The following is a 19,625-nucleotide window of genomic DNA, read 5'->3' as shown; positions in this document are numbered from 1 at the left end:
ATAAGTAAGTTTTACATCAGCTTACTAAAGAATAGCCCCTACCAATCGTTAGTTGGTGGGGGCTTTTGTTTAATTTGCAGTATGGAAATTAAAAAAGCAACTTACCTGATTTCAAATGCAGATTATAAAGCATGTCCCAAACCAGACAGACCTGAATATGCATTCATTGGGCGAAGCAATGTAGGTAAGTCTTCTTTAATTAATATGCTTTGTAAAAATAACAAGCTGGCAAAAACTTCCTCTGCTCCTGGTAAAACCCAATTGATTAATCACTTTGAGATTGAAAGTTCGCAGAAACATTCCAAGGGTTTTAACAGATGGTATCTGGTTGATTTACCGGGCTATGGTTTTGCCAAAATTGCACAAAGTACCCGCAGACGCTGGGAACAGATGATTGAAAATTACCTGCGCAAACGAGAAAACCTGATTAATGTATTTGTATTAATTGATAGCCGACACGAACCGCAGAAAATTGATTTGGAGTTCATTAGTCAATTAGATAAGTGGCAGATTCCTTTTAGCCTGGTATTCACCAAAACGGATAAAGAAAAACCGGCTGTAGTTGCCAGAAATATTGACGCTTTTTTCGCCATATTAAGAAGCAGCTGGCAGTTTCTGCCCCAGCATTTTGTAACCAGTGCGGAGAAAAATTTGGGAAGAGAAGAGATACTTTCTTTTATTGAACAGAAGAACGAATCAATTGCCTAGAACCCCTTCAATGGCTTTTGCTTTTAATAAACATTCCTGGTATTCCTGTTCCGGATCACTGTATATTGTAATGCCGCTTCCAACTAAATAGCTTAGATATTTAGTTGAATCGTTGTATAAGATGCTTCTGATAACTACATTGAAGTCAAAATCCTGGTTGGGTTTTATATAACCTACGGCACCAGAGAAAACGCCTCTTTCAATTGGTTCATATTGCCTAATCAGTTCCATTACTCTTTTCTTTGGTGCTCCGGTCATACTTCCCATTGGGAAGCTGGCACTAATAATTTCAGTCATGCCGTTTTCTGGTAACAATTCACCTTTAATGGTCGAAATCATCTGATGCACCTGAGGAAAACTGTAGATTCCAAATAATTCAGAAACGATTACTGAACCGGCTCTACAAACATGACTCAGATCATTTCTAACCAGGTCTACTACCATTACATTCTCACTTTTGTCTTTTAAGCTATTGGTAAGCTGATCCCTTAACCTGTTATCCTGATCAACATTGTTCAGGTCTCTTTTGAGAGTTCCCTTAATGGGTTGCGATAATAATTCCTTACCCTCTTTTTTGAGCCATCTTTCCGGACTGGCACATAGTAAATGAGCATTGTTTTCTTTATAGTAACAAGCAAAGGGATTTGGAGATAGCTGGGTTAGCTGACGATAGGTAGTGATGGGGTCTAGCTCAATATTTTCGGCGAAAAACTCCTGACAAAAATTGATTTCGTAACAGTCACCTTGCTGAATATGATTCAAGAGATGTTGGATTGTTTGAAGATAGCTTTCTTTGTTTGTTCTTGGGGAACATTGAATTGACTGTAACCGGCCTTCTTTAATTCTTATAGCACTTATTTCATTAAAAATTGCATCAGGGTCTCTGGAATAAGATTCAATTAATAGTTCTTTTCCACTGATTAGCAGAATATGATCTGGTCTAAAAAAAAATGCATCGCTGAATCCTGCCGGATGTTTTTGCTGGGTCCTACAGTTTTGCGGTGTATTGTATTCGTAAGAAAAATGCCCGAAAAGCCAATCTTTTTCTGTCTGGTAAAATGCATCAATAGCAGCAGCAGTATCAGCTCCATTAATCACCTGCAATGCACCTGCTGCAACCAGACAATCCACTGAGTGGTGTGGTAAATTGTATAGATGATTATCTAAAAAAGAGCAAACACCAAATGGTTGAATCCATTGTAGTATTTGCTCTTTGAAGTCAGGCATTTCAGAAACGGAGAATGCCTTTTTATTTCTTTTCAAGAATGATATATTATTTAGAAATCATCGTCTTCGTCATCATCAAATCCGCCACTTTTATCATTAAAGAGGTCAAATTCCTTGAAGTCTTCATCTACTTTAAAATCATCTTCTTCTTCGTCTTTCTTTTTGCCGCCTGTAGCTTTTTTGCCCTTGCTTTTTGGAAGGTCAAATTCATCAAAGTCAGGATCCCAACTGTCGTCTTCTTCAGAAGCTTCCCAGTCATCTTCCATGTCTTCGTCTTCTTCATCGATATCGTCATCGTCGTCAGACTTTTTCTTTGCAGATGATTTGCTGCCTGCTTTCTTGGCGGTAGATTTTACCTCCAGTTCTTCATCTTCAAAATCATCATCATCGTCATCATCTTCCTTCTTTTTTGCTTTAGGAGATGGTTTACTCGCCGCTGCTTTAGCGGGCACTTTTGGGGTAGAGGATTTCTTATCCTTATCAGACTTCGCTGCCATATTTCTAATAAGATTTAGAGCGTAAAATTTGTACGCAAAATTATATTAACCAAATAAATTTTTCATTATCAAATCAAATGCCAAAACTAAAGGGGCACAATCTGGTCTCTTCCTGGCCCGTTTGAAACATACTTAACAGGCGCACCTACATAATTGTTGATGAAATCTATGTAAGTATTCATTTCCGCAGGTAATGCATCTTGTGTTTTAATCTTAGAAGTATCGGTATTCCATCCTTTGAATGATTTCAGTACAGGACTGATTTTTGCTCTTGAAATCTGGTAAGGAACTTCTTCGGTTACGGTACCGTTCACATTATAAGCGGTACAAACTTCTAAGTTTTCAAAACTATCCAATACGTCTGCCTTAGTCATGATGATTTTGTTTACACCATTGATCATGCAGGTATATTTCAAAGCAACCAGGTCGATCCATCCACAACGTCTTGGTCTGCCAGTAGTTGCGCCGAATTCGCTGCCTATTTTTCTTAATTCTTCTCCTGTTGCGTCTTCCAATTCTGTAGGGAAAGGACCACTGCCCACACGGGTACAATAGGCTTTAGAAACACCCATTACGTCATTGATTTTCTTTGGAGAAACGCCAAGACCAGTACAAACTCCCGCTGATATGGTATTAGAAGAAGTAACAAACGGGAAGGTTCCGAAATCTATATCCAACATACTTCCCTGAGCACCTTCGGCCAACACTTTTTTGCCTTTGGTAATCTCGTTATTGATGAAGTATTCGCAGTTGATTACATTTAATGTTTTCAAAAACTCCAATGCTTCAAAGAATTCATCTTCCCAGCTGGAAATGTCTTCAATGAAATGGAAATTGTCCAGTAATTTCTGGTGCTTCAAGCGAAGTTTAATGTACTGGCTTGTAAAATTTTTATCCAGTAAATCACCTACGCGCAATGCATTTCTGCCAGTTTTATCCATGTAAGCAGGTCCAATGCCTTTAAGCGTTGATCCAATTTTGCTTTCTCCTTTGGATAATTCAGAAGCTTTATCTAATGCTCTGTGCGTGGGAACGATAATATTGGTGCGTTCAGAAATAAATAAGTTTTTACGAACATCAATTCCATGGGCTGCAACCGCATCGCACTCCCTTTTCAGAGTTACCGGATCCAATACAACGCCCCCGCCAATGATATTGATTTTATTTTGATGAAAAATACCGGAAGGAATTTGGTGCAAAACCATTTTCTTACCTTCTACATACAGTGTATGTCCGGCATTCGGACCACCCTGAAAACGGGCTACGATATCATAATTGGGTGCAAAATAGTCTACTATTTTACCCTTTCCTTCATCACCCCATTGTAAACCTAATATTACGTCAACCATAGTTTATTTTCTAAGGGGCAAAAATAAGGGATAAGAAGAAGAGTAAAGAGTAAAACTTTAGGCTTCTTTATCCGTATCAAATCTGTCAACGGTTTGAATGCCGTTTAAAGATTTCAGTCGGTTCACCAATTCCTCTAGTTCTTCTTTGTCATGAACAAAAACCTTGATTATTCCTTCAAATAAACCTTCCTTGGAATCAATGCTTAGTCCGGAGATATTAATACGAAGATCACCACTGATTACATTGGTTATTTTGTTAATAACACCCACATCGTCTAGTCCTACAATTTTTAATCCGGTAAGGAATGAAATTTCTTTGTTTTTTGCCCACTTGGTTTTTACCACTCTGTGCCCGTAATTGGCCAGTAACTGTGTGGCATTGGGGCAATTGGTTCTGTGGATGATTAAGCCTTTACCCGTACTGACAAAGCCAAATACGTCGTCGCCAGGAATTGGGCTGCAACATTTGGCAAGCGTATACATGATTTTGTCGCTGCTCTCGCCAAAAATGATTAGTTCAGAATCTTTTTTAGAAACGGATTTAGTAGGATCCACCAACGTTTCTGGTATTACTATTTTGGGTTTGGGAATTTCAATTTTGTCTCCCAAGATTTGAAAATCTTTCAGTTCCTTGAGGTCGATGGCTTTAGTGGCAATTTTATAGTGAAGGTCCAGTGCAGAATTTACCTTGTAAAACTGAGTTAGTTCCTCAATATTATACTGACTGTAAGCGGCTCCGAGCGATTCCAGCCTTCTCTGTAAAACGTATTTTCCGTCTTCGGCAATTTTTCTTTTTTCTTCTCTTAAACTGTCTTTGATTTTGTTCTTGGCTTTGGCGGTAACCACCATATTGAGCCAGTCTTCAGAAGGTTTTTGTTTATTGCTGGTTATAATTTCAATCTGATCACCACTTCTTAATTTGTGACCAATCGGAACCAGCTTATGGTGCACTTTTGCACCAATACACTTGGTGCCAATAGCAGAGTGGATGGCAAAAGCAAAGTCAAGAGCCGTACTGCCGGTGGGCAACATTTTCACTTCCCCTTTTGGTGTATACACATATATTTCTTCTGCTAAAAATGAGGTTTTGAAATCTTGTAGAAAGTCTACCCCATCTGTATCCGGGGCACTCAATACTTCTCGTATTTGTCCAAACCATTTATCAAAACGGTCTTCATCGTTTCCTTCTTTTCCCTCCTTGTATTTAAAGTGTGCGGCAAGCCCTTTTTCTGCAATTTCATTCATTCTTTTGGTCCTGATCTGTACTTCCACCCATTTACCTTGAGGGCCCATTACAGTTGTGTGTAGCGCTTCGTATCCATTGCTCTTTGGGTTACTTAACCAGTCTCTTAGTCTTTCAGGGGAAGGATTGTACTCGTCGGTAATCATAGAATATACTTTCCAGCACTGTTCCTTCTCTTTTTCGGGAGGGGAATTTAATATGACACGGATAGCAAACAAATCATAAACCTCTTCAAAAGCAACAGCTTTTTTCTTGATTTTATTCCAGATGGAGTGAATGCTTTTGGGCCTTCCGTAAATTTCAAAATCAAAATCGGCCGCAATCAGTTTTTCCCGGATTGGACGAATGAATTCATTGATATAGCGGGTTCTTTCTCTTTTGGTTTCTGCCAATTTCTTCGCAATATCCCGGTAGGCTTCCGGCTCCATGTATTTCATGGAAAGGTCTTCCAGCTCTGTCTTGATATTGTATAATCCCATGCGGTGTGCAAGGGGAGCATAAACCCAAACGGTTTCCGAAGCAATCTTTAGTTGCTTCTCCCGTTTCATATGATCAAGGGTGCGCATATTGTGTAGTCGATCCGACAGCTTAATCAATATTACCCTTGGGTCATCTGTTAGTGTCAGCAATATTTTTTTAAAGTTCTCTGCTTGCTGACTGGTATTGGTGTCCATAACACCGGAAATCTTGGTGAGTCCGTCTACAATTTTGGCAATCTCGGTACCAAATTCCATTTCAATATCTTCTAATGAGATATCTGTGTCTTCTACCGTGTCATGTAAAAGTGCGCAGATGCTACTTCTGACACCCAGTCCAATTTCTTCTACACAAATCATGGCAACGGCAATCGGATGCAGTATATACGGCTCCCCACTTTTTCTGCGCATGGTCTTGTGGGCATTGGCTGCCATTTCAAAAGCCGTGCGTAATAATTCCTTGTCCCCCTTTTTTAATTTGGGTCTTAGCGCTTTCAATAAAGCGCGGTAATGTCGAATGATTTCTTTTTTTTCCTGCTCTTCGTTCAGGGTATACTTGGCTAAAGCGGGCTCAAAAGGCTGAATTGGGGCTGCATCCATACCTTACAAAGATACAAAATGCCTGATTTTATTTTCTGTTTACCTTTGCGCTCCATGAGTGCAGCCGAAAAAAAGAAAATATTTGACTTTAGTGTTTTACAGCGCATCTTTTTTTTCGTTAAACCCTATAAAAAATATTTCTATCTCAGTCTCTTACTGGCCATTTTCATGGCCGTTGCAGCCCCCATCAGACCGTATCTGATACAGCTAACGGTAAACGGGTCAACCGGAAAAGTGAATCAGGTTCCGGATTGGGTTCGCTTTGTTTTATTCGGGCAGGATCTAAGCGATGTTAGTCGCTTTATTATATCGGTTACTATTTTTCAGATCGGGTTTATACTACTGGAAACCAGCATTCGTTTTCTGTTTTCTTATATCACAGCCTGGATGGGGCAGCATGTGGTAAAGGATTTAAGGGTTGCGGTATACAAAAAGGTTTTGGGCTTAAACCTCAGACAGTTTGATCAAACCCCAATTGGAACCTTAACCACCCGGACCATTAATGATATTGAAAGCATCAATGAAATTTTTTCGGATGGCTTAATTCCAATTGTAGCGGATTTGCTTACTATCATCATCACCCTGGGTACCATGTTCTACATGGACTGGAAGCTAACCCTGGTTTGCCTTACCCCTTTTCCCATCATGATTATTGCTACTTATTATTTTAAGGAGAGTGTCAATAAAAGTTTTATTCAGGTGCGCAATGCAGTTGCAGCATTAAACGCCTTTGTGCAGGAACATATTACCGGAATGCAGGTGGTGCAAGCTTTTGCGGCTGAAGAAAAGGAGGCTAATGCATTTCAGGAAATCAACAAAAAACACCGGGATGCCAATATCCACGCCATATTTGCCTACAGTGTATTTTTCCCTGTGGTAGAAGTGGTGCTTGCCCTGAGCATGGGTATTTTAGTATGGTGGATTGCAGATAAATCCCTGGATGCGGGTATGTTGGTGGCATTTATCTTATACCTGAATCAGATTTTCCGCCCATTGCGGGTAATTGCCGACAAGTTCAATGTATTGCAAATGGGGATGATTGCAGCGGAAAGGGTATTGAAGGTTTTGGATAATACGGATGAGTTGCCGCCGAGTCCTGCTGATGCATACAAACCTTCAAAGATTCGCGGTGATATACATTTTAAGCAGGTTAGTTTTTCCTACACAGGCAACCAGAATGTATTGCATGGTATCAATTTTGAAGTAAAAGCAGGGGAAACAGTAGCATTGGTGGGGCATACCGGTAGCGGAAAAACATCTATTATTAGCTTGCTCAATCGTTTGTATCAGATTCAGGAGGGTGAAATTGCTATTGATGGGGTGGATATCAGCCGTTGGGATACGGACTGTCTCCGCAGCGGCATAGGCGTTGTACTTCAGGACGTTTTCCTGTTTTCGGGTACTATTTTGGAAAATATTACCCTCAGAAACCCGGCGATTTCAATCCAACAGGTAGAAGAAGCCGCTAAAATGATTGGCGTTCATGACTTCATCATGCAATTGCCCGGAGGATATCAGTACAATGTAATGGAGAGAGGCAGTACGCTTAGCCTTGGACAAAGACAGCTGATTTCTTTTATCAGGGCACTTTTATATGACCCAGCCATCCTTATTTTGGATGAAGCCACTTCTTCTATTGATACAGAAAGCGAATTGTTGATTGAAAAAGCCATCGAAACCCTGATTGCGGGCAGAACTTCTATTGTGATTGCCCATAGGCTAAGCACCATACGTAAAGCCAACCAAATCATTGTGTTAGACAAGGGGGAATTGAAGGAAAAAGGAAACCATGCCGAGCTGCTAAGGGCGGGCGGATTCTATGCCCGTTTACATGAAATGCAGTTTGGGAAAAAGAAAGCCGTTTTGCAATAAATATACACCATCTACCCTTATCTTTGCCGCAAATTTAGAGATGGGTATGGCCTCAAAAAGCTTAAAATCTTTACTAGTAGCCGCTTTCAGCGTGTTCAGCTTGTTATTTTCTGTGAACACTTTCGCCAGCGAAACACCTGCGGACGGTGCGAAACACGAAGAAACTGCTTTTGATCCTTCGAAGCTGATTATGGAGCATATCATGGATGCCCATGAATACCATTTTGCTACCATTGGCGAAAAGCATGTAAGCATTCCATTGCCTGTTATTTTATATTCTCCTCAGCGTGGATGGACTATGTTTAATTACGCTAAATTCAACCATGGTCATGATGCATACCAAGGGTATAAATCAGAAGAAGGACATATTGTTGCTGTGAATGAAGCCGGTGAGCACGATGCAACTGTTATAGTTTATGATTTAAGTTTAACCCGCAATGTGGTGCAGATGTTTATTGGTGTATTCTTACTTTGTTTCCTAATGATTAAAGTGGCCAATAAGTACAAGCGTAATGGTTCAAAAGTAGCTCCTTCTGGTTTCCAGAATGCGGTTGAGCCAGTAATTACTTTTGTTAGAGACGAAGTAGGTAAACCTAATTTAGGACATGCGTATGAAAAATACATGCCTTATTTATTGACTGTATTTTTCTTTATTCTAATCAACAACTTATTGGGACTAATCCCAGGATCTGCCAATGTTACAGGTAATATTGCTTTCACTATCGTATTAGGATTCATTAGTTTCCTAGTTATCGTGTTTAGTACCAACAAGCATTTCTGGGGACATATTTTTAACCCTCCGGTACCTGGATTTGTTAAACCCATTTTGGTTCCTGTAGAATTCTTCGGAATATTCACCAAGCCTTTTGCATTGATTGTCCGTTTGTTTGCCAATATGGTGGCCGGGCACATTGTAATCACTTGTTTTGTGATGTTGATTTTCATTTTCGGTGCTATGAGCAAAGTTGCCGGTTGGGGATTTGCTCCGGTATCACTTGCTTTTACCATTTTCATTTATTTCATAGAGATATTGGTTGCCTTTATTCAAGCGTTCATCTTCACAAACTTGACGGCTGTTTTCATTGGACAGTCTATGGAAGGTGCACACCACGATGAAGCGCATCATTAATTTTTTTCATCATTAAAACAAACAATATGTCAGTTCTAAACACTTTGTTGGATGTAAGCATGAGCCACTTTGGTGGTGCTATTGGCGCAGGATTAGCTGCCATCGGTGCTGGTATCGGTATCGGTCAAATTGGTAAGAGTGCTGTTGAAAGCATCGCTCGTCAGCCAGAAGCTTCTAACGACATCCGTGCAAACATGATCTTGACTGCCGCTTTCGTAGAGGGTGTTGCCCTTTTCGCGGTAATCGCAGGTATCTTGGCTGTATTGAAAGCCTAGTTGCACAAACTCATTACTGCATCGTACGCAAAGGGCAAGCGATGCAGTAATCTTTATCTTAACTATTAGTATTAAAACGATAATATGGAATTGTTAAACCCCGGATTAGGATTGTTGGTATGGACTTTATTTGCATTCCTAGTTGTATTCTTCCTTTTGAAAGGCTTAGCCTGGAAACCCATCCTTTCTTCTTTGAAGGAAAGAGAGACAGGCATCGCAGACGCAATTGCATCTGCTGACAAAGTAAAGGCTGAAATGGCTGCTTTGAAAAATGAGAATGAAGTAATGATGGCGAAAGCTCGTGAGGAAAGAGCGGTGATGATTAAAGAAGCAAAAGAAACTGCTGATAAAATGGTAGCCGATGCGAAAGAAAAAGCAAAAGCTGAATTTGATCGTATTGTAGCAGACGCACAAAACGCCATTACACAACAAAAAAATGCAGCTTTAACCGATGTAAAAAATCAGGTTGGCGCGTTGGTAATTGAAGTGGCTGAAAAAGTGTTGAGCAGAGAGTTGAGCAATAAAGCAGATCAGGAAAATTATATTAAACAATTAGCTGAAGGCGTTAAATTGAACTAAGCATGTCAAACCCAAGATTAGCAGACCGTTATGCAAAAAGCCTAGTTGATCTCTCTATTGAGAAAAATCAATTAGATGCTGTGCGTGCTGATATGCTATACATACAGGCTGTATGTAAAATTAGCCGGGATTTTCTGAACATGTTGAGAAGCCCCATTATTAAAGCTGATCAGAAAGAGAAAATTATTTCTGCGGTTATTAATGGTAAAGTTTCTGAATTAACTTCTTTGTTCAGCAATCTTTTGGTAAAGAAAGGACGCGAAAGCGACCTTCCTGAAATTGCCAATGCATTTATTCAGCAGTATAATAAGTTAAAAGGAATTCATCAGGTGAAGTTAATAACTGCTGCACCTGTTTCAGAGGAGTTGAAAAAATCCATTGAAGCCAACGTTCAAAAAGCAAATAATTTTGCAACCGTTGAACTAGAGGCTCTCGTGGATGAGAAATTGATTGGCGGTTTTGTACTAGAGTTTGATAACAAGCAGGTAGATGCAAGCATTGCAAGCGACTTACGAGCTATCAGAAAGCAGTTCACAGACAATCACTACGTTCCCAATATTAGATAACCTTATACATTAAGATCAACTTTTAAATCATACAAAATGGTAGATATTAAACCAGATGAAATATCAGCGATACTGAGACAGCAACTCAGCAATTTCAATGCTTCTGCCGAACTGGAAGAAGTAGGAGCCGTATTGCAGGTGGGTGATGGTATTGCCCGCGTGTACGGCCTTAACGGTGTACGAAGCGGTGAGCTGGTAGTATTTGAGAATGGTGTTAAAGCAATTGCACTTAACCTAGAAGAAGATAATGTTGGTGTGGTATTGATGGGTGAAAGTGGAAGCATTAAAGAAGGTGCCAAAGTAAAAAGAACCGGTCAGATTGCTTCTATCAAAGTAGGAGAAGGAGTAGTTGGTCGTGTAATTAATACTTTAGGTGAACCTATTGACGGTAAAGGTCCAATCAGCGGAGATTTATATGAAATGCCATTGGAGCGTAAAGCGCCAGGTGTTATTTATCGTGAGCCAGTTAAAGAACCATTACAAACCGGTATCAAAGCAATTGATGCAATGATTCCTGTAGGTCGTGGTCAGCGTGAATTGGTAATTGGTGACCGTCAGACTGGTAAAACTGCCATTTGTATTGACACCATCATTAACCAAAAAGAATTCTACGATGCAGGTAAGCCTGTATATTGTATATATGTTGCCATTGGTCAGAAAGCATCTACTGTTGCTGGGGTTATGAAAACTTTAGAAGACAATGGTGCAATGGCATATACTACTATCGTATCTGCTTCTGCTTCTGATCCTGCTCCTTTGCAGTTCTACGCTCCTTTTGCTGGTGCAGCTATTGGTGAGTTTTTCAGAGATACCGGTAGACCTGCATTGATTGTATTTGATGACTTATCTAAACAGGCGGTTGCTTACCGTGAAGTTTCATTGTTATTGAGAAGACCTCCGGGACGCGAAGCTTATCCTGGTGACGTATTCTATTTGCATAGCCGTTTATTGGAAAGAGCTGCAAAAGTAATTGCCAACGATGATGTTGCTAAGAACATGAATGATTTACCAGAATCTATAAAGCATTTGGTAAAAGGTGGTGGCTCTTTAACTGCATTGCCAATTATTGAAACACAAGCGGGTGACGTATCTGCTTATATTCCTACCAACGTAATTTCTATCACCGACGGTCAGATCTTCTTAGAAGGTAACTTGTTCAACGCAGGTATCCGTCCGGCGATCAACGTAGGTATTTCTGTAAGTCGTGTGGGTGGTAACGCGCAGATCAAATCCATGAAAAAAGTAGCAGGTACCCTAAAACTAGATCAGGCATTATATCGTGAGTTAGAAGCCTTCTCTAAGTTTGGTGGAGACCTGGATGCTGCTACCAAGTCTGTAATTGACAAGGGTGCAAGGAACGTGGAAGTATTGAAGCAAGCTCAGTACACTCCTTTCACTGTAGAAAAGCAGGTAGCTATTATTTACTTAGGTACACAGGGCTTATTACGTGAAGTAGCCGTTAAGAAAGTGAAGGAATTTGAAGCTCATTTCTTAATGGAAATGGAGAACAAATTACCAGATGTGCTGGCAGAGTTCAAGAAAGGTAATTTACCTGAAGACGGATTGAAGAAAATGACTGATTTGGCTAAAGGAATTGCTGAACAGTACAAATAATAAAGTTGATTGAGTTGAAAAGGTCGCCCCTCGGGCGGCCTTTTTTTTTGCGTACTACGACCTTTTGTATTAAAAATGCCTAAAAATTGATAAAATCTATAAAATAATTTGGTTTATAAAATAAACCAGTTTATGTTTGTTTTGCAAATCAATACAATGAAAGCAATTCTTTTATTTATAGCCGGGATGATTTTGGCCAGCTTGTTAAAGGGGCAGGTTTTGGTAAGAGGGAGCGTGAAAGATCTGAAAGGTCGCATTTTGGCGGGCGCAAATATTGTCATTAAGGATAGTTATGATGGAACAGTTTCTGATTCTACAGGCGCTTTTTCTTTTAAAACCACTGAGAAAGGAAAGGTTATCATGGTCGTGAGCAATATTGGCTATAAAACCCTGGAACAGGGACTAGACTTGGGAATGGACACAATGGTCATAGCTTTTATTTTAAAAGAAGAAATCAACGAACTGAAAGCAGTAATTATAACAGCTGGATCATACGAAGCAAGTGACAAGAAAAAAGGTACAGTATTAAAAGCACTGGATATTGCAACCACTGCCGGCGCCAACGCGGATATTTCTGCTACCATACAAACATTACCAGGGGCACAAAAAGTAGGAGAACAAGAAGGGTTATTTATTAGAGGTGGTTCTTCAGAAGAAGCTAAAATCATCATTGATGGAACTGTAGTTAATAATTTCTTTTATAGCAGCGTGCCGGGAATAGCACAAAGAGGAAGATTTTCTCCATTTTTATTTAGTGGTACCGTGTTCAGCAGCGGGGGATACTCTGCCTTGTATGGTCAGGCGTTAAGTAGTGTGTTGAATCTGGAAAGCCTGGATATACCAGAAAAATCCGAATTGCAATTGGGGCTTTCTCCATTGTTTGCATCCCTGGGTTTACAGCAAGTGGCGGCAAATAAAAAGTCCAGTTATGGGTTCAGCTACAACTGGACTAATTTAGCTGTATACCAGAAATTGGTACCGCAGGCTCCTGACTTTTTTAAAGTTCCCGATTTTCATACCGCGGATGCCAACTATCGATTTAAGACCAAAAAGAATGGTGTATTTAAAATATACGCTTATTACAATGCAGGTTCATTGGGAGTAAGAAATCCATCGTTGGATAGTCTTGGATTGTGGAATGCGTTTAAACTGAATAATCAGAATCTTTTCACTAATATCAGTTTCAGACAGTTTTTAGGAAATGGCTGGAAGCTCAATTTGGCGGGCAGTGTCAGTTACAACAAAGATCAGATAGCAAGCCAGGTTCAGAATCAACAATATAAGCCTGTGTTGCCAACACAAATTGCGGTGATTGATCAGGCATCATTTACCAATAATGCTAGTCAATGGATGTTTCAGTTGAGGGCTGTGGCTGAAAAAAGATTTGGCGCCATCAACACACTGCGATTTGGAGCGGAAGTCTGGAATAACCGCGACAGCGCCCGTTTTCAGAATATATTGGGTTTGTTTCCTTCACTAGTAAAAGATAGATATACCGCTGCTTTTGGAGAATCAGATTTATATATTACAAATGAACTGGCATTTCGTCCTGGTGTTCGCATTGAATATAGCAGTTTGCTCAATAAAATGAATATAGCTCCCCGGGCTGCGTTGTCTTACAAACTTTCAAAGAACAGTCAATTGTCTGCCGATTATGGAATTTTCTATCAATCACCTGAAAGAAGATATTTAATTAATCAACCCTCTGTAGCTTTCTTAAGGGCAGACCATTACATTTTAACTTACCAGCACATATCGTCCAGTTACACATTCAGGGCACAGGCTTTTTATAAGGACTATGTTAGTTTATTGAAAACATCGAGCGGATACCCGGTTTCTGTAAATAACAATGGATATGGATACGCAAAAGGAATTGAATTATTCTGGAGAGACCGCAAAACTTTTAAAAATTTGGACTACTGGATCAGCTATTCTTATCTGGATACCAAAAGAGATTTTAATAATTATCCTGCATTTGTACAACCAGGTTTTGCAGCAACACATAGTGGCAGTGTAGTATTGAAGAAATTCTGGGTCAAAAAGATGTTTGGTGTAAACTGGAGTTATAACTGGAGTACAGGCAGACCTTATTTTAATCCCAACAAATCGCCAAAAGAATTTTTATCGGATAAAACCATTGCCTACAGTACCAATAATTTCAGTTTGAATTGGTTACCTAAAATCGGGAAAGCCAATGCAGTTGTTGTAATGGGTATTAATAATGTTTTTAATGAGCGACAGATTTTTGGATACAATTACAGCAATAGATTAAGGGACGCGGATGGAATGTTGATTCGGACGGAAATTAATCCCCCTGCATCTCGTAGTTTTTTCCTAGGCATTTTTCTGAGCTGGGGTGTAGACAGAACCCAACAAAATATCAATAGTAATTTATAAAATTCTTAAACCAAACAAAATGAACCAACTTACTGAAAACAAGGACGAAATACTATGGCAGATTGCCAAGGAAAGGGTAGGCTTTAGATGGAGCTTATTCAGTTATTGTATTGTCAATCTTTTTCTTATTGGAATTTGGTATTATTCCTCAGGGAACCTTAATCATTTCTGGCCTATCTGGCCCATTTTAGGCTGGGGCATTGGTCTTGCATTTCAATATGCAAAAGCCTATCATGGCAATAGAATCAATAGTGTAGAAAAAGAATATCAGAAACTAAAAAATCAACAGTAATCATTTAAAAAAATACATCATGAAAAAAATATTTTCAATTATTGCCATTTTTTCTGTTTTAGTATTAAATGCACAAACTAAGTATGAATCTGCCATGCAAAATGGTTTTGCTAAATTGAAAGAAACCAAAGGGGCTGATGATCTGCAGGCCTTAGGCGCTTATTATGAGCGTATTGCAGAGGCAGAAAAAAATCAGTGGTTACCCTATTATTATGCGGCCAGACATTATACTATTGCAGCCTTTATGAATACGGCCGCTGATAAAGACAAAGCAGCTACCAAGGTTGTTGAATTAATAGCAAAAGCCGAAGCCATTGAGCCTGCCAATGCAGAAATCTATTGTTTGAAACAACAGGTGGCAGTTATGCAATTATTGGTAGATCCCATGTCGCGCTGGCAAACTTATGGTGCACTGGCGTCAGAAGCCATTGCCAAAGCAAAGCAGCTAGATCCAAGTAATCCTAGACCGTATTTACTAGAAGGACAATATCTAATGAATGTGCCAGAAGCTTTTGGTGGCGGCAAATCAGTAGCGAAAAAACTTTTTGAAAAATCCTTGGAATTATTTGCCGGTTTTAAACCATTAAGCGCTTTTCATCCAAACTGGGGAAAAGAACAGGCAGAACAATTGTTAGCCGCATGTCAGTAATTTGTGTGCCTATTCTACAGCATCATCCATACAGTTGGGTATCTTTAACTTAATTTAGTAATACCAATGAATCAGACAGAAAAATTTTCTGCTGTTGAAAGTCTGGCTCTCATTGAGAGTATGATTAACAAGGCGCAAAACAAATATTCCGAAAACGGAACATTGTATTTGCTCTGGGGATGGATTGTTTTCATTTGTTCCCTTCTGCATTACGGACTCTTAACATTTACCCAGATGGGTAAATCAGCAAGTTCGGTTTGGATATTAACTGTTTTTGCGATGATTTACCAAATTTATTATATCGCAAAGAAGCAGCGTACCGCTCAAGTGAAGAATTATACAGATGAAATAATTGGATATGTATGGATGGTCTTTGGAATCTGCATGGGATTGGTAACTTTTATCCTTTCACAATTAGGCACTTGGCAGTTATTGTACGCTTTTATTTTGTTGTTCTATGGAATGCCTACTTTTTTAACGGGAGCCATAATGCGTTTCAATCCATTGAAAATTGGAGGCGTAATTTGTTGGGTATTGGCCGCTTGCTCCGTCTTTGTTCAGAGTCGTGAAATCATTTTATTATTAATACCAGCGGTACTTAGCGCCTGGATAATACCAGGGTATCTTTTAAGAGCAAAATTTAAAAATTCAATCCATGTCTAAGGAGTCTACTTTCTCGGAACAAGAGAGTTTACAGTTGATTGCTGAAATGATTAAAAAAGCAAAAGGAAGTTACCATGATACAGGTATTGGATCCTTGTTGTGGGGAGCTGTAGTTGCTATTGCTTCCGGTGTGAATTTTTTACAAAGAGAATATGATTTTAAACTGGGTTTCGATATTTGGTGGCTGGTACTAGCTGCCATTATTCCTCAGATTTATATTTCTATCCGAGAAAAAAAAATACAGAAGGCCAAGCAATACGATGATGATCTGATCAACGCTGTCTGGTTGGTTTTCGGCATTAGTATTTTTGCTATGGGTTTTTATCAGAATATAGTGCCGGGGCAAACTGAGAAGTTTATAGCAGAAGAAGGCTGGACTTTAATGAAACACTACGCGGATGGAAGACCTGATGAAGTTATGAAACCCTTTACGCCTTCTTTATATTCAGTTTATATTTTATTATATGCTTTTCCAACCATGGTAACCGGAATGGTAAAGAAATTTGCCCCTATGAAAATAGGTGCAATTGTTACATATGGGTTGTTCATACTGAGTTTGTTTACTGAAAGCCGATATGATATGTTGCTTGGCTCCATTGCAGCCTTGGTCTGCTGGTTTATTCCAGGCATTATTTTACGAAAAAAATACCTTCGTCAGGCGTCAGTGGATGTTTAAAGAACTAGATCCCATATTACATTCGCAGCTTAGATTGGCTATCATGAGTTTGCTCATTAGCGTAAAAGAGGCTGAATTCACTTTTATAAAGGAGAAAACCAATGCGACTGCCGGTAACCTGAGTGTTCAGGTACAGAAGCTGAAAGATGTTGGTTATATAGAAGTTATCAAGCAGTTTAAAGACAATTATCCTCAAACTACCTGTAAAGTAACTCCAGACGGAGTAAAAGCCTTTGAAGACTATGTGCAGGCACTGCAACAATACCTGAAAGTTTAAACATCTTGGGTATTTTTGCTGTTATATTAATCAATGCAACAGATAGTAAAAGTCTCTCATCTTACGAAACAGTTTGGTTCCTTTACAGCCGTTAATCAACTCTCATTTTCTGTAGAACAAGGAGATGTCTATGGATTTTTAGGTCAGAATGGTGCTGGCAAAAGTACCACCATACGGATGCTACTGTCACTAATTACTCCAACAGAAGGGGATATTGAGCTTTTTGGTCTACCACTGCAATCACACCGAAAAGATATTCTTCAGCAAATTGGTGCAGTAATTGAGAAGCCAGATGTATATAAATATTTAAGTGCATATGAAAATCTGAAACTATTTGCCAGTTTAAGTGGCATCAAACCCTCTCATCAGGTTTTGATGAAACAGCTGGAAGTGGTAGGACTGGCAGACAGAGCCCATGATATTGTTAAAACATTTTCTCAGGGAATGAAACAAAGACTGGGAATTGGCATTGCATTGGTACATAATCCGCAATTGATTATTCTGGATGAGCCTACTAACGGATTAGATCCTCAAGGAATAGCTGATATCAGGAATTTGATACTTTTTCTTTCCAGAGAGCAAAATAAAACGGTGATTGTGTCATCTCATCTGTTAAATGAAATTGAGCAGATTGCTACTCGGATTTTAATTATTGACAAAGGTAAAAAGCTGGTTGAAGGTGCAGCTTCAAACTTAATTAATGACGAGCTAGCCATTCTGGAAATGGAAGTTGCCAGTAAGGATTTGGCAAATCAAATTATCTTATCCTCAGAATGGGGTGACTCATTACTCCCGGAAAGAGACGGGAAAGTTCTGCTTAAATTAAGTAGAAAAGATATTCCTTCTTTTAACCGACTGCTTGCTTCTAATGGAGTCGATATTTATTCTTTGTCCTCTAGAAACAATCTGGAAGATTATTTTTTACAAGTAACAGCTGGAAAACAATATGTGGGAACATTTACAAATTGAATTGTATAAAGTCTTTAAAAGACCTAGAACCTATTTGTCTTTTGCAGCAATTACTGCATTGATTGGTGTAATTCAACTCGGTTTATGGGTGGATGGAAAAGAATATGCTGAGTTTGTGATGGCTGATTTTGCCAGCTCCTTTAGTGTAGACGGCAAAATTCTGAACGGCTATTTTATCTGCCATGTAATACTGCAACTTTTGCTGGTTCATGTTCCCCTTTTAATTGCCCTTATAGCAGCAGACATGATTTCAGGGGAGGCAAATATGGGTACGCTTCGCTTGTTGTTAACCAAACCACAATCCAGAACCTCCATAGTATTGGCAAAATTTTTAGCCTCTTCTATATATACAATTCTCTTATTGATCTGGATCGCTATTATGGGATTGTTTTTAAGTATGCTGGTATTTGGAACTGATGATTTGTTTTTAATGAAGAGCAGTTATGTAGTCATTGTTAAAGAGTCAGATGTTTTCTGGAGATATTCAGGTGCTTTTTGTTTTGCAGCATTGGCTATGGTTACAGTGGCTGCATTGGGTTTTCTTTTATCATTTTTTGCAGAGAATTCAATTGGTCCAATTGTAGCTACAATGAGCGTGATTATTGTAAGTACCATTCTGAGTACAATGAATATCCCGCTTTTTAATTTGATTAAACCTTATTTGTTCACCACGCATATGATTACCTGGAAAGAGTTTTTTGATTTTAAGGTAAATGATGCAAATGAAGCCATTATCGGGAGTATTCAAAACCCGCAAAAAATTGTTCAATCTGCCAGTATTCTCTTTATTCATATTATTTTATTTGTAGGTGCAGCCATTGCCTTATTTAGAAAAAAAGATATTCTTAGTTAGTTTATGAAAAACACAAGTGTGAAATTTTTTTTGAATTTTCTGTTTATATTTTCCGGATGGATACCTGTTCAGGCGCAGGATATGAATGCGTTGGTAATGAAGGTAAAAGCCAAATTGGACAAGGTAAAAGATTATACAGCTGATGGTAAAATGAAGACAGATGTGGCTTTTATTAAAGCACCCATTGGTAAAGTAAAAGTGTTCTTCAAAAGCCCCGATAAATTTAAGTTACAGAGGGATGGAGGCATTTCAGTTTTACCTAAAGGTGGCGTTAGCATTAATATTGGCAGCATGGTAATGCAGACCGGATTTGTTGCTATTGATGCAGGTGTAAGTACTGTTCAAAATCTCCCTGTTAGGGTTGTGAAACTGCTGCCGAATGCAGATGCGGGAGATATTATTTTATCTACATTGTATATAGACGAACAAAATTTACTAATCCGGAAATCTGTTACAACTACCCGGGAAAACGGAACATATGAGATGGAATTGATGTATGGTAAGTATGGCGAATATGGCTTGCCGGACAAAGTTATTTTCAGTTTTAATGCAAAGGATTATAAACTTCCTAAAGGAATTACCCTTGAATTTGACGACACTGATAAAGCAATTAAAGATAAGATGAAAGGCAGGAAGGGCAGAGTTGAAATCAACTACAGCGCATATGCCATTAATACTGGGTTAAGTAATAGTATTTTCAACAATCAGTAAATA

20 protein-coding genes are annotated in these 19,625 nt (G+C 39.0%); 16 read left to right on the top strand and 4 right to left on the bottom strand.

Annotated elements, in window-relative coordinates; all coding sequences use genetic code 11:
• The first annotated feature begins 81 nt into the window (after positions 1-81).
• Positions 82-708 (top strand): ribosome biogenesis GTP-binding protein YihA/YsxC, encoded by a 627-nt coding sequence (yihA, locus tag TEGAF0_RS07765; protein ID WP_264897490.1) that lies wholly within the window; start codon positions 82-84, stop codon positions 706-708.
• Here the strand turns inward: yihA and TEGAF0_RS07760 are convergent.
• The 4 genes from TEGAF0_RS07760 to TEGAF0_RS07745 all read right to left on the bottom strand — a co-directional run bounded on the left by TEGAF0_RS07760 (position 697) and on the right by TEGAF0_RS07745 (position 6,100).
• Positions 697-1,971 (bottom strand): anthranilate synthase component I family protein, encoded by a 1,275-nt coding sequence (locus TEGAF0_RS07760; protein ID WP_264897488.1) that lies wholly within the window; start codon positions 1,969-1,971, stop codon positions 697-699. The two genes, yihA and TEGAF0_RS07760, sit on opposite strands and share 12 nt — an antisense overlap.
• Before the next feature lie 14 nt (positions 1,972-1,985).
• Positions 1,986-2,432: a hypothetical protein gene (locus tag TEGAF0_RS07755; RefSeq protein ID WP_264897486.1), complete on the bottom strand. Its 447-nt coding sequence runs from the start codon at positions 2,430-2,432 to the stop codon at positions 1,986-1,988.
• An 86-nt stretch (positions 2,433-2,518) separates the two neighbouring features.
• Positions 2,519-3,781 (bottom strand): adenylosuccinate synthase, encoded by a 1,263-nt coding sequence (locus tag TEGAF0_RS07750; protein WP_264897485.1) that lies wholly within the window; start codon positions 3,779-3,781, stop codon positions 2,519-2,521.
• A 57-nt stretch (positions 3,782-3,838) separates the two neighbouring features.
• Positions 3,839-6,100 carry a RelA/SpoT family protein gene (locus TEGAF0_RS07745; protein ID WP_264897483.1) on the bottom strand — a complete coding sequence of 754 codons (2,262 nt, stop codon included), beginning with the start codon at positions 6,098-6,100 and terminating at the stop codon, positions 3,839-3,841.
• Between the two features lie 18 nt (positions 6,101-6,118).
• On the opposite strand from TEGAF0_RS07745, the gene TEGAF0_RS07740 reads away from it, so the two are divergent.
• From TEGAF0_RS07740 to TEGAF0_RS07670, 15 genes are all read left to right on the top strand, one after another.
• Entirely contained in the window at positions 6,119-7,972 is a 1,854-nt protein-coding gene (locus TEGAF0_RS07740; RefSeq protein WP_264897482.1) for an ABC transporter ATP-binding protein, read from the top strand.
• A gap of 46 nt (positions 7,973-8,018) precedes the next feature.
• Entirely contained in the window at positions 8,019-9,101 is a 1,083-nt protein-coding gene (gene atpB, locus TEGAF0_RS07735; RefSeq protein ID WP_264897480.1) for a F0F1 ATP synthase subunit A, read from the top strand.
• Between the two features lie 26 nt (positions 9,102-9,127).
• A complete protein-coding gene (gene atpE, locus TEGAF0_RS07730) occupies positions 9,128-9,376 on the top strand; it encodes an ATP synthase F0 subunit C (RefSeq protein WP_026752689.1) in 249 nt (82 codons plus the stop codon).
• A gap of 84 nt (positions 9,377-9,460) precedes the next feature.
• Positions 9,461-9,955 (top strand): F0F1 ATP synthase subunit B, encoded by a 495-nt coding sequence (gene atpF, locus TEGAF0_RS07725; protein WP_264897477.1) that lies wholly within the window; start codon positions 9,461-9,463, stop codon positions 9,953-9,955.
• Between the two features lie 2 nt (positions 9,956-9,957).
• Positions 9,958-10,521, top strand: a complete 564-nt coding sequence (gene atpH / locus TEGAF0_RS07720; protein ID WP_264897475.1) for an ATP synthase F1 subunit delta — start codon at positions 9,958-9,960, stop codon at positions 10,519-10,521.
• A gap of 36 nt (positions 10,522-10,557) precedes the next feature.
• Positions 10,558-12,135, top strand: a complete 1,578-nt coding sequence (atpA, locus tag TEGAF0_RS07715) for a F0F1 ATP synthase subunit alpha (protein WP_264897473.1) — start codon at positions 10,558-10,560, stop codon at positions 12,133-12,135.
• A 156-nt stretch (positions 12,136-12,291) separates the two neighbouring features.
• Positions 12,292-14,532 carry a TonB-dependent receptor gene (locus TEGAF0_RS07710; RefSeq protein WP_264897471.1) on the top strand — a complete coding sequence of 747 codons (2,241 nt, stop codon included), beginning with the start codon at positions 12,292-12,294 and terminating at the stop codon, positions 14,530-14,532.
• Between the two features lie 19 nt (positions 14,533-14,551).
• Positions 14,552-14,824, top strand: coding sequence for a 2TM domain-containing protein (locus TEGAF0_RS07705; RefSeq protein WP_264897470.1), 273 nt, complete (start codon positions 14,552-14,554; stop codon positions 14,822-14,824).
• Between the two features lie 19 nt (positions 14,825-14,843).
• The gene (locus tag TEGAF0_RS07700) at positions 14,844-15,473 is read left to right on the top strand and encodes a TRAP transporter TatT component family protein (RefSeq protein ID WP_264897469.1); all 630 of its coding nucleotides are present in this window, start codon (positions 14,844-14,846) and stop codon (positions 15,471-15,473) included.
• A 66-nt stretch (positions 15,474-15,539) separates the two neighbouring features.
• Entirely contained in the window at positions 15,540-16,136 is a 597-nt protein-coding gene (locus TEGAF0_RS07695; protein ID WP_264897467.1) for a hypothetical protein, read from the top strand.
• The gene (locus tag TEGAF0_RS07690; RefSeq protein WP_264897465.1) at positions 16,129-16,812 is read left to right on the top strand and encodes a hypothetical protein; all 684 of its coding nucleotides are present in this window, start codon (positions 16,129-16,131) and stop codon (positions 16,810-16,812) included. The genes TEGAF0_RS07695 and TEGAF0_RS07690 overlap by 8 nt, the downstream gene beginning before the upstream one ends.
• Complete coding sequence (locus TEGAF0_RS07685) at positions 16,805-17,089, top strand: winged helix-turn-helix domain-containing protein (protein WP_264897464.1); 285 nt, start codon at positions 16,805-16,807, stop codon at positions 17,087-17,089. The genes TEGAF0_RS07690 and TEGAF0_RS07685 overlap by 8 nt, the downstream gene beginning before the upstream one ends.
• Before the next feature lie 33 nt (positions 17,090-17,122).
• Positions 17,123-18,058: an ABC transporter ATP-binding protein gene (locus tag TEGAF0_RS07680; protein ID WP_264897463.1), complete on the top strand. Its 936-nt coding sequence runs from the start codon at positions 17,123-17,125 to the stop codon at positions 18,056-18,058.
• Positions 18,036-18,911, top strand: coding sequence for an ABC transporter permease (locus TEGAF0_RS07675; RefSeq protein ID WP_264897462.1), 876 nt, complete (start codon positions 18,036-18,038; stop codon positions 18,909-18,911). Before TEGAF0_RS07680 ends, TEGAF0_RS07675 begins: the two co-directional genes overlap by 23 nt.
• Before the next feature lie 18 nt (positions 18,912-18,929).
• Entirely contained in the window at positions 18,930-19,622 is a 693-nt protein-coding gene (locus tag TEGAF0_RS07670; protein ID WP_264897461.1) for a hypothetical protein, read from the top strand.
• Positions 19,623-19,625: the final 3 nt, after the last annotated feature.

The organism is Sediminibacterium sp. TEGAF015 (assembly GCF_025997995.1).
GTDB lineage: Bacteria > Bacteroidota > Bacteroidia > Chitinophagales > Chitinophagaceae > Sediminibacterium.
The sequence above is the reverse complement of the archived record's forward strand: the minus strand, read 5'-3'. Positions and strand labels throughout refer to the sequence as shown.

Bases quoted from the DNA above. Each gene is read 5' to 3' on its own strand.
- yihA (WP_264897490.1), top strand. From the start codon at position 82: ATGGAAATTAAAAAAGCAACTTACCTGATTTCAAATGCAGATTATAAA.
- TEGAF0_RS07755 (WP_264897486.1), bottom strand. From the start codon at position 2,432: ATGGCAGCGAAGTCTGATAAGGATAAGAAATCCTCTACCCCAAAAGTG.
- TEGAF0_RS07750 (WP_264897485.1), bottom strand. From the start codon at position 3,781: ATGGTTGACGTAATATTAGGTTTACAATGGGGTGATGAAGGAAAGGGT.
- TEGAF0_RS07745 (WP_264897483.1), bottom strand. From the start codon at position 6,100: ATGGATGCAGCCCCAATTCAGCCTTTTGAGCCCGCTTTAGCCAAGTAT.
- TEGAF0_RS07740 (WP_264897482.1), top strand. From the start codon at position 6,119: ATGCCTGATTTTATTTTCTGTTTACCTTTGCGCTCCATGAGTGCAGCC.
- atpB (WP_264897480.1), top strand. From the start codon at position 8,019: ATGGCCTCAAAAAGCTTAAAATCTTTACTAGTAGCCGCTTTCAGCGTG.
- atpE (WP_026752689.1), top strand. From the start codon at position 9,128: ATGTCAGTTCTAAACACTTTGTTGGATGTAAGCATGAGCCACTTTGGT.
- atpF (WP_264897477.1), top strand. From the start codon at position 9,461: ATGGAATTGTTAAACCCCGGATTAGGATTGTTGGTATGGACTTTATTT.
- atpH (WP_264897475.1), top strand. From the start codon at position 9,958: ATGTCAAACCCAAGATTAGCAGACCGTTATGCAAAAAGCCTAGTTGAT.
- atpA (WP_264897473.1), top strand. From the start codon at position 10,558: ATGGTAGATATTAAACCAGATGAAATATCAGCGATACTGAGACAGCAA.
- TEGAF0_RS07710 (WP_264897471.1), top strand. From the start codon at position 12,292: ATGAAAGCAATTCTTTTATTTATAGCCGGGATGATTTTGGCCAGCTTG.
- TEGAF0_RS07705 (WP_264897470.1), top strand. From the start codon at position 14,552: ATGAACCAACTTACTGAAAACAAGGACGAAATACTATGGCAGATTGCC.
- TEGAF0_RS07700 (WP_264897469.1), top strand. From the start codon at position 14,844: ATGAAAAAAATATTTTCAATTATTGCCATTTTTTCTGTTTTAGTATTA.
- TEGAF0_RS07695 (WP_264897467.1), top strand. From the start codon at position 15,540: ATGAATCAGACAGAAAAATTTTCTGCTGTTGAAAGTCTGGCTCTCATT.
- TEGAF0_RS07690 (WP_264897465.1), top strand. From the start codon at position 16,129: ATGTCTAAGGAGTCTACTTTCTCGGAACAAGAGAGTTTACAGTTGATT.
- TEGAF0_RS07685 (WP_264897464.1), top strand. From the start codon at position 16,805: ATGTTTAAAGAACTAGATCCCATATTACATTCGCAGCTTAGATTGGCT.
- TEGAF0_RS07680 (WP_264897463.1), top strand. From the start codon at position 17,123: ATGCAACAGATAGTAAAAGTCTCTCATCTTACGAAACAGTTTGGTTCC.
- TEGAF0_RS07675 (WP_264897462.1), top strand. From the start codon at position 18,036: ATGTGGGAACATTTACAAATTGAATTGTATAAAGTCTTTAAAAGACCT.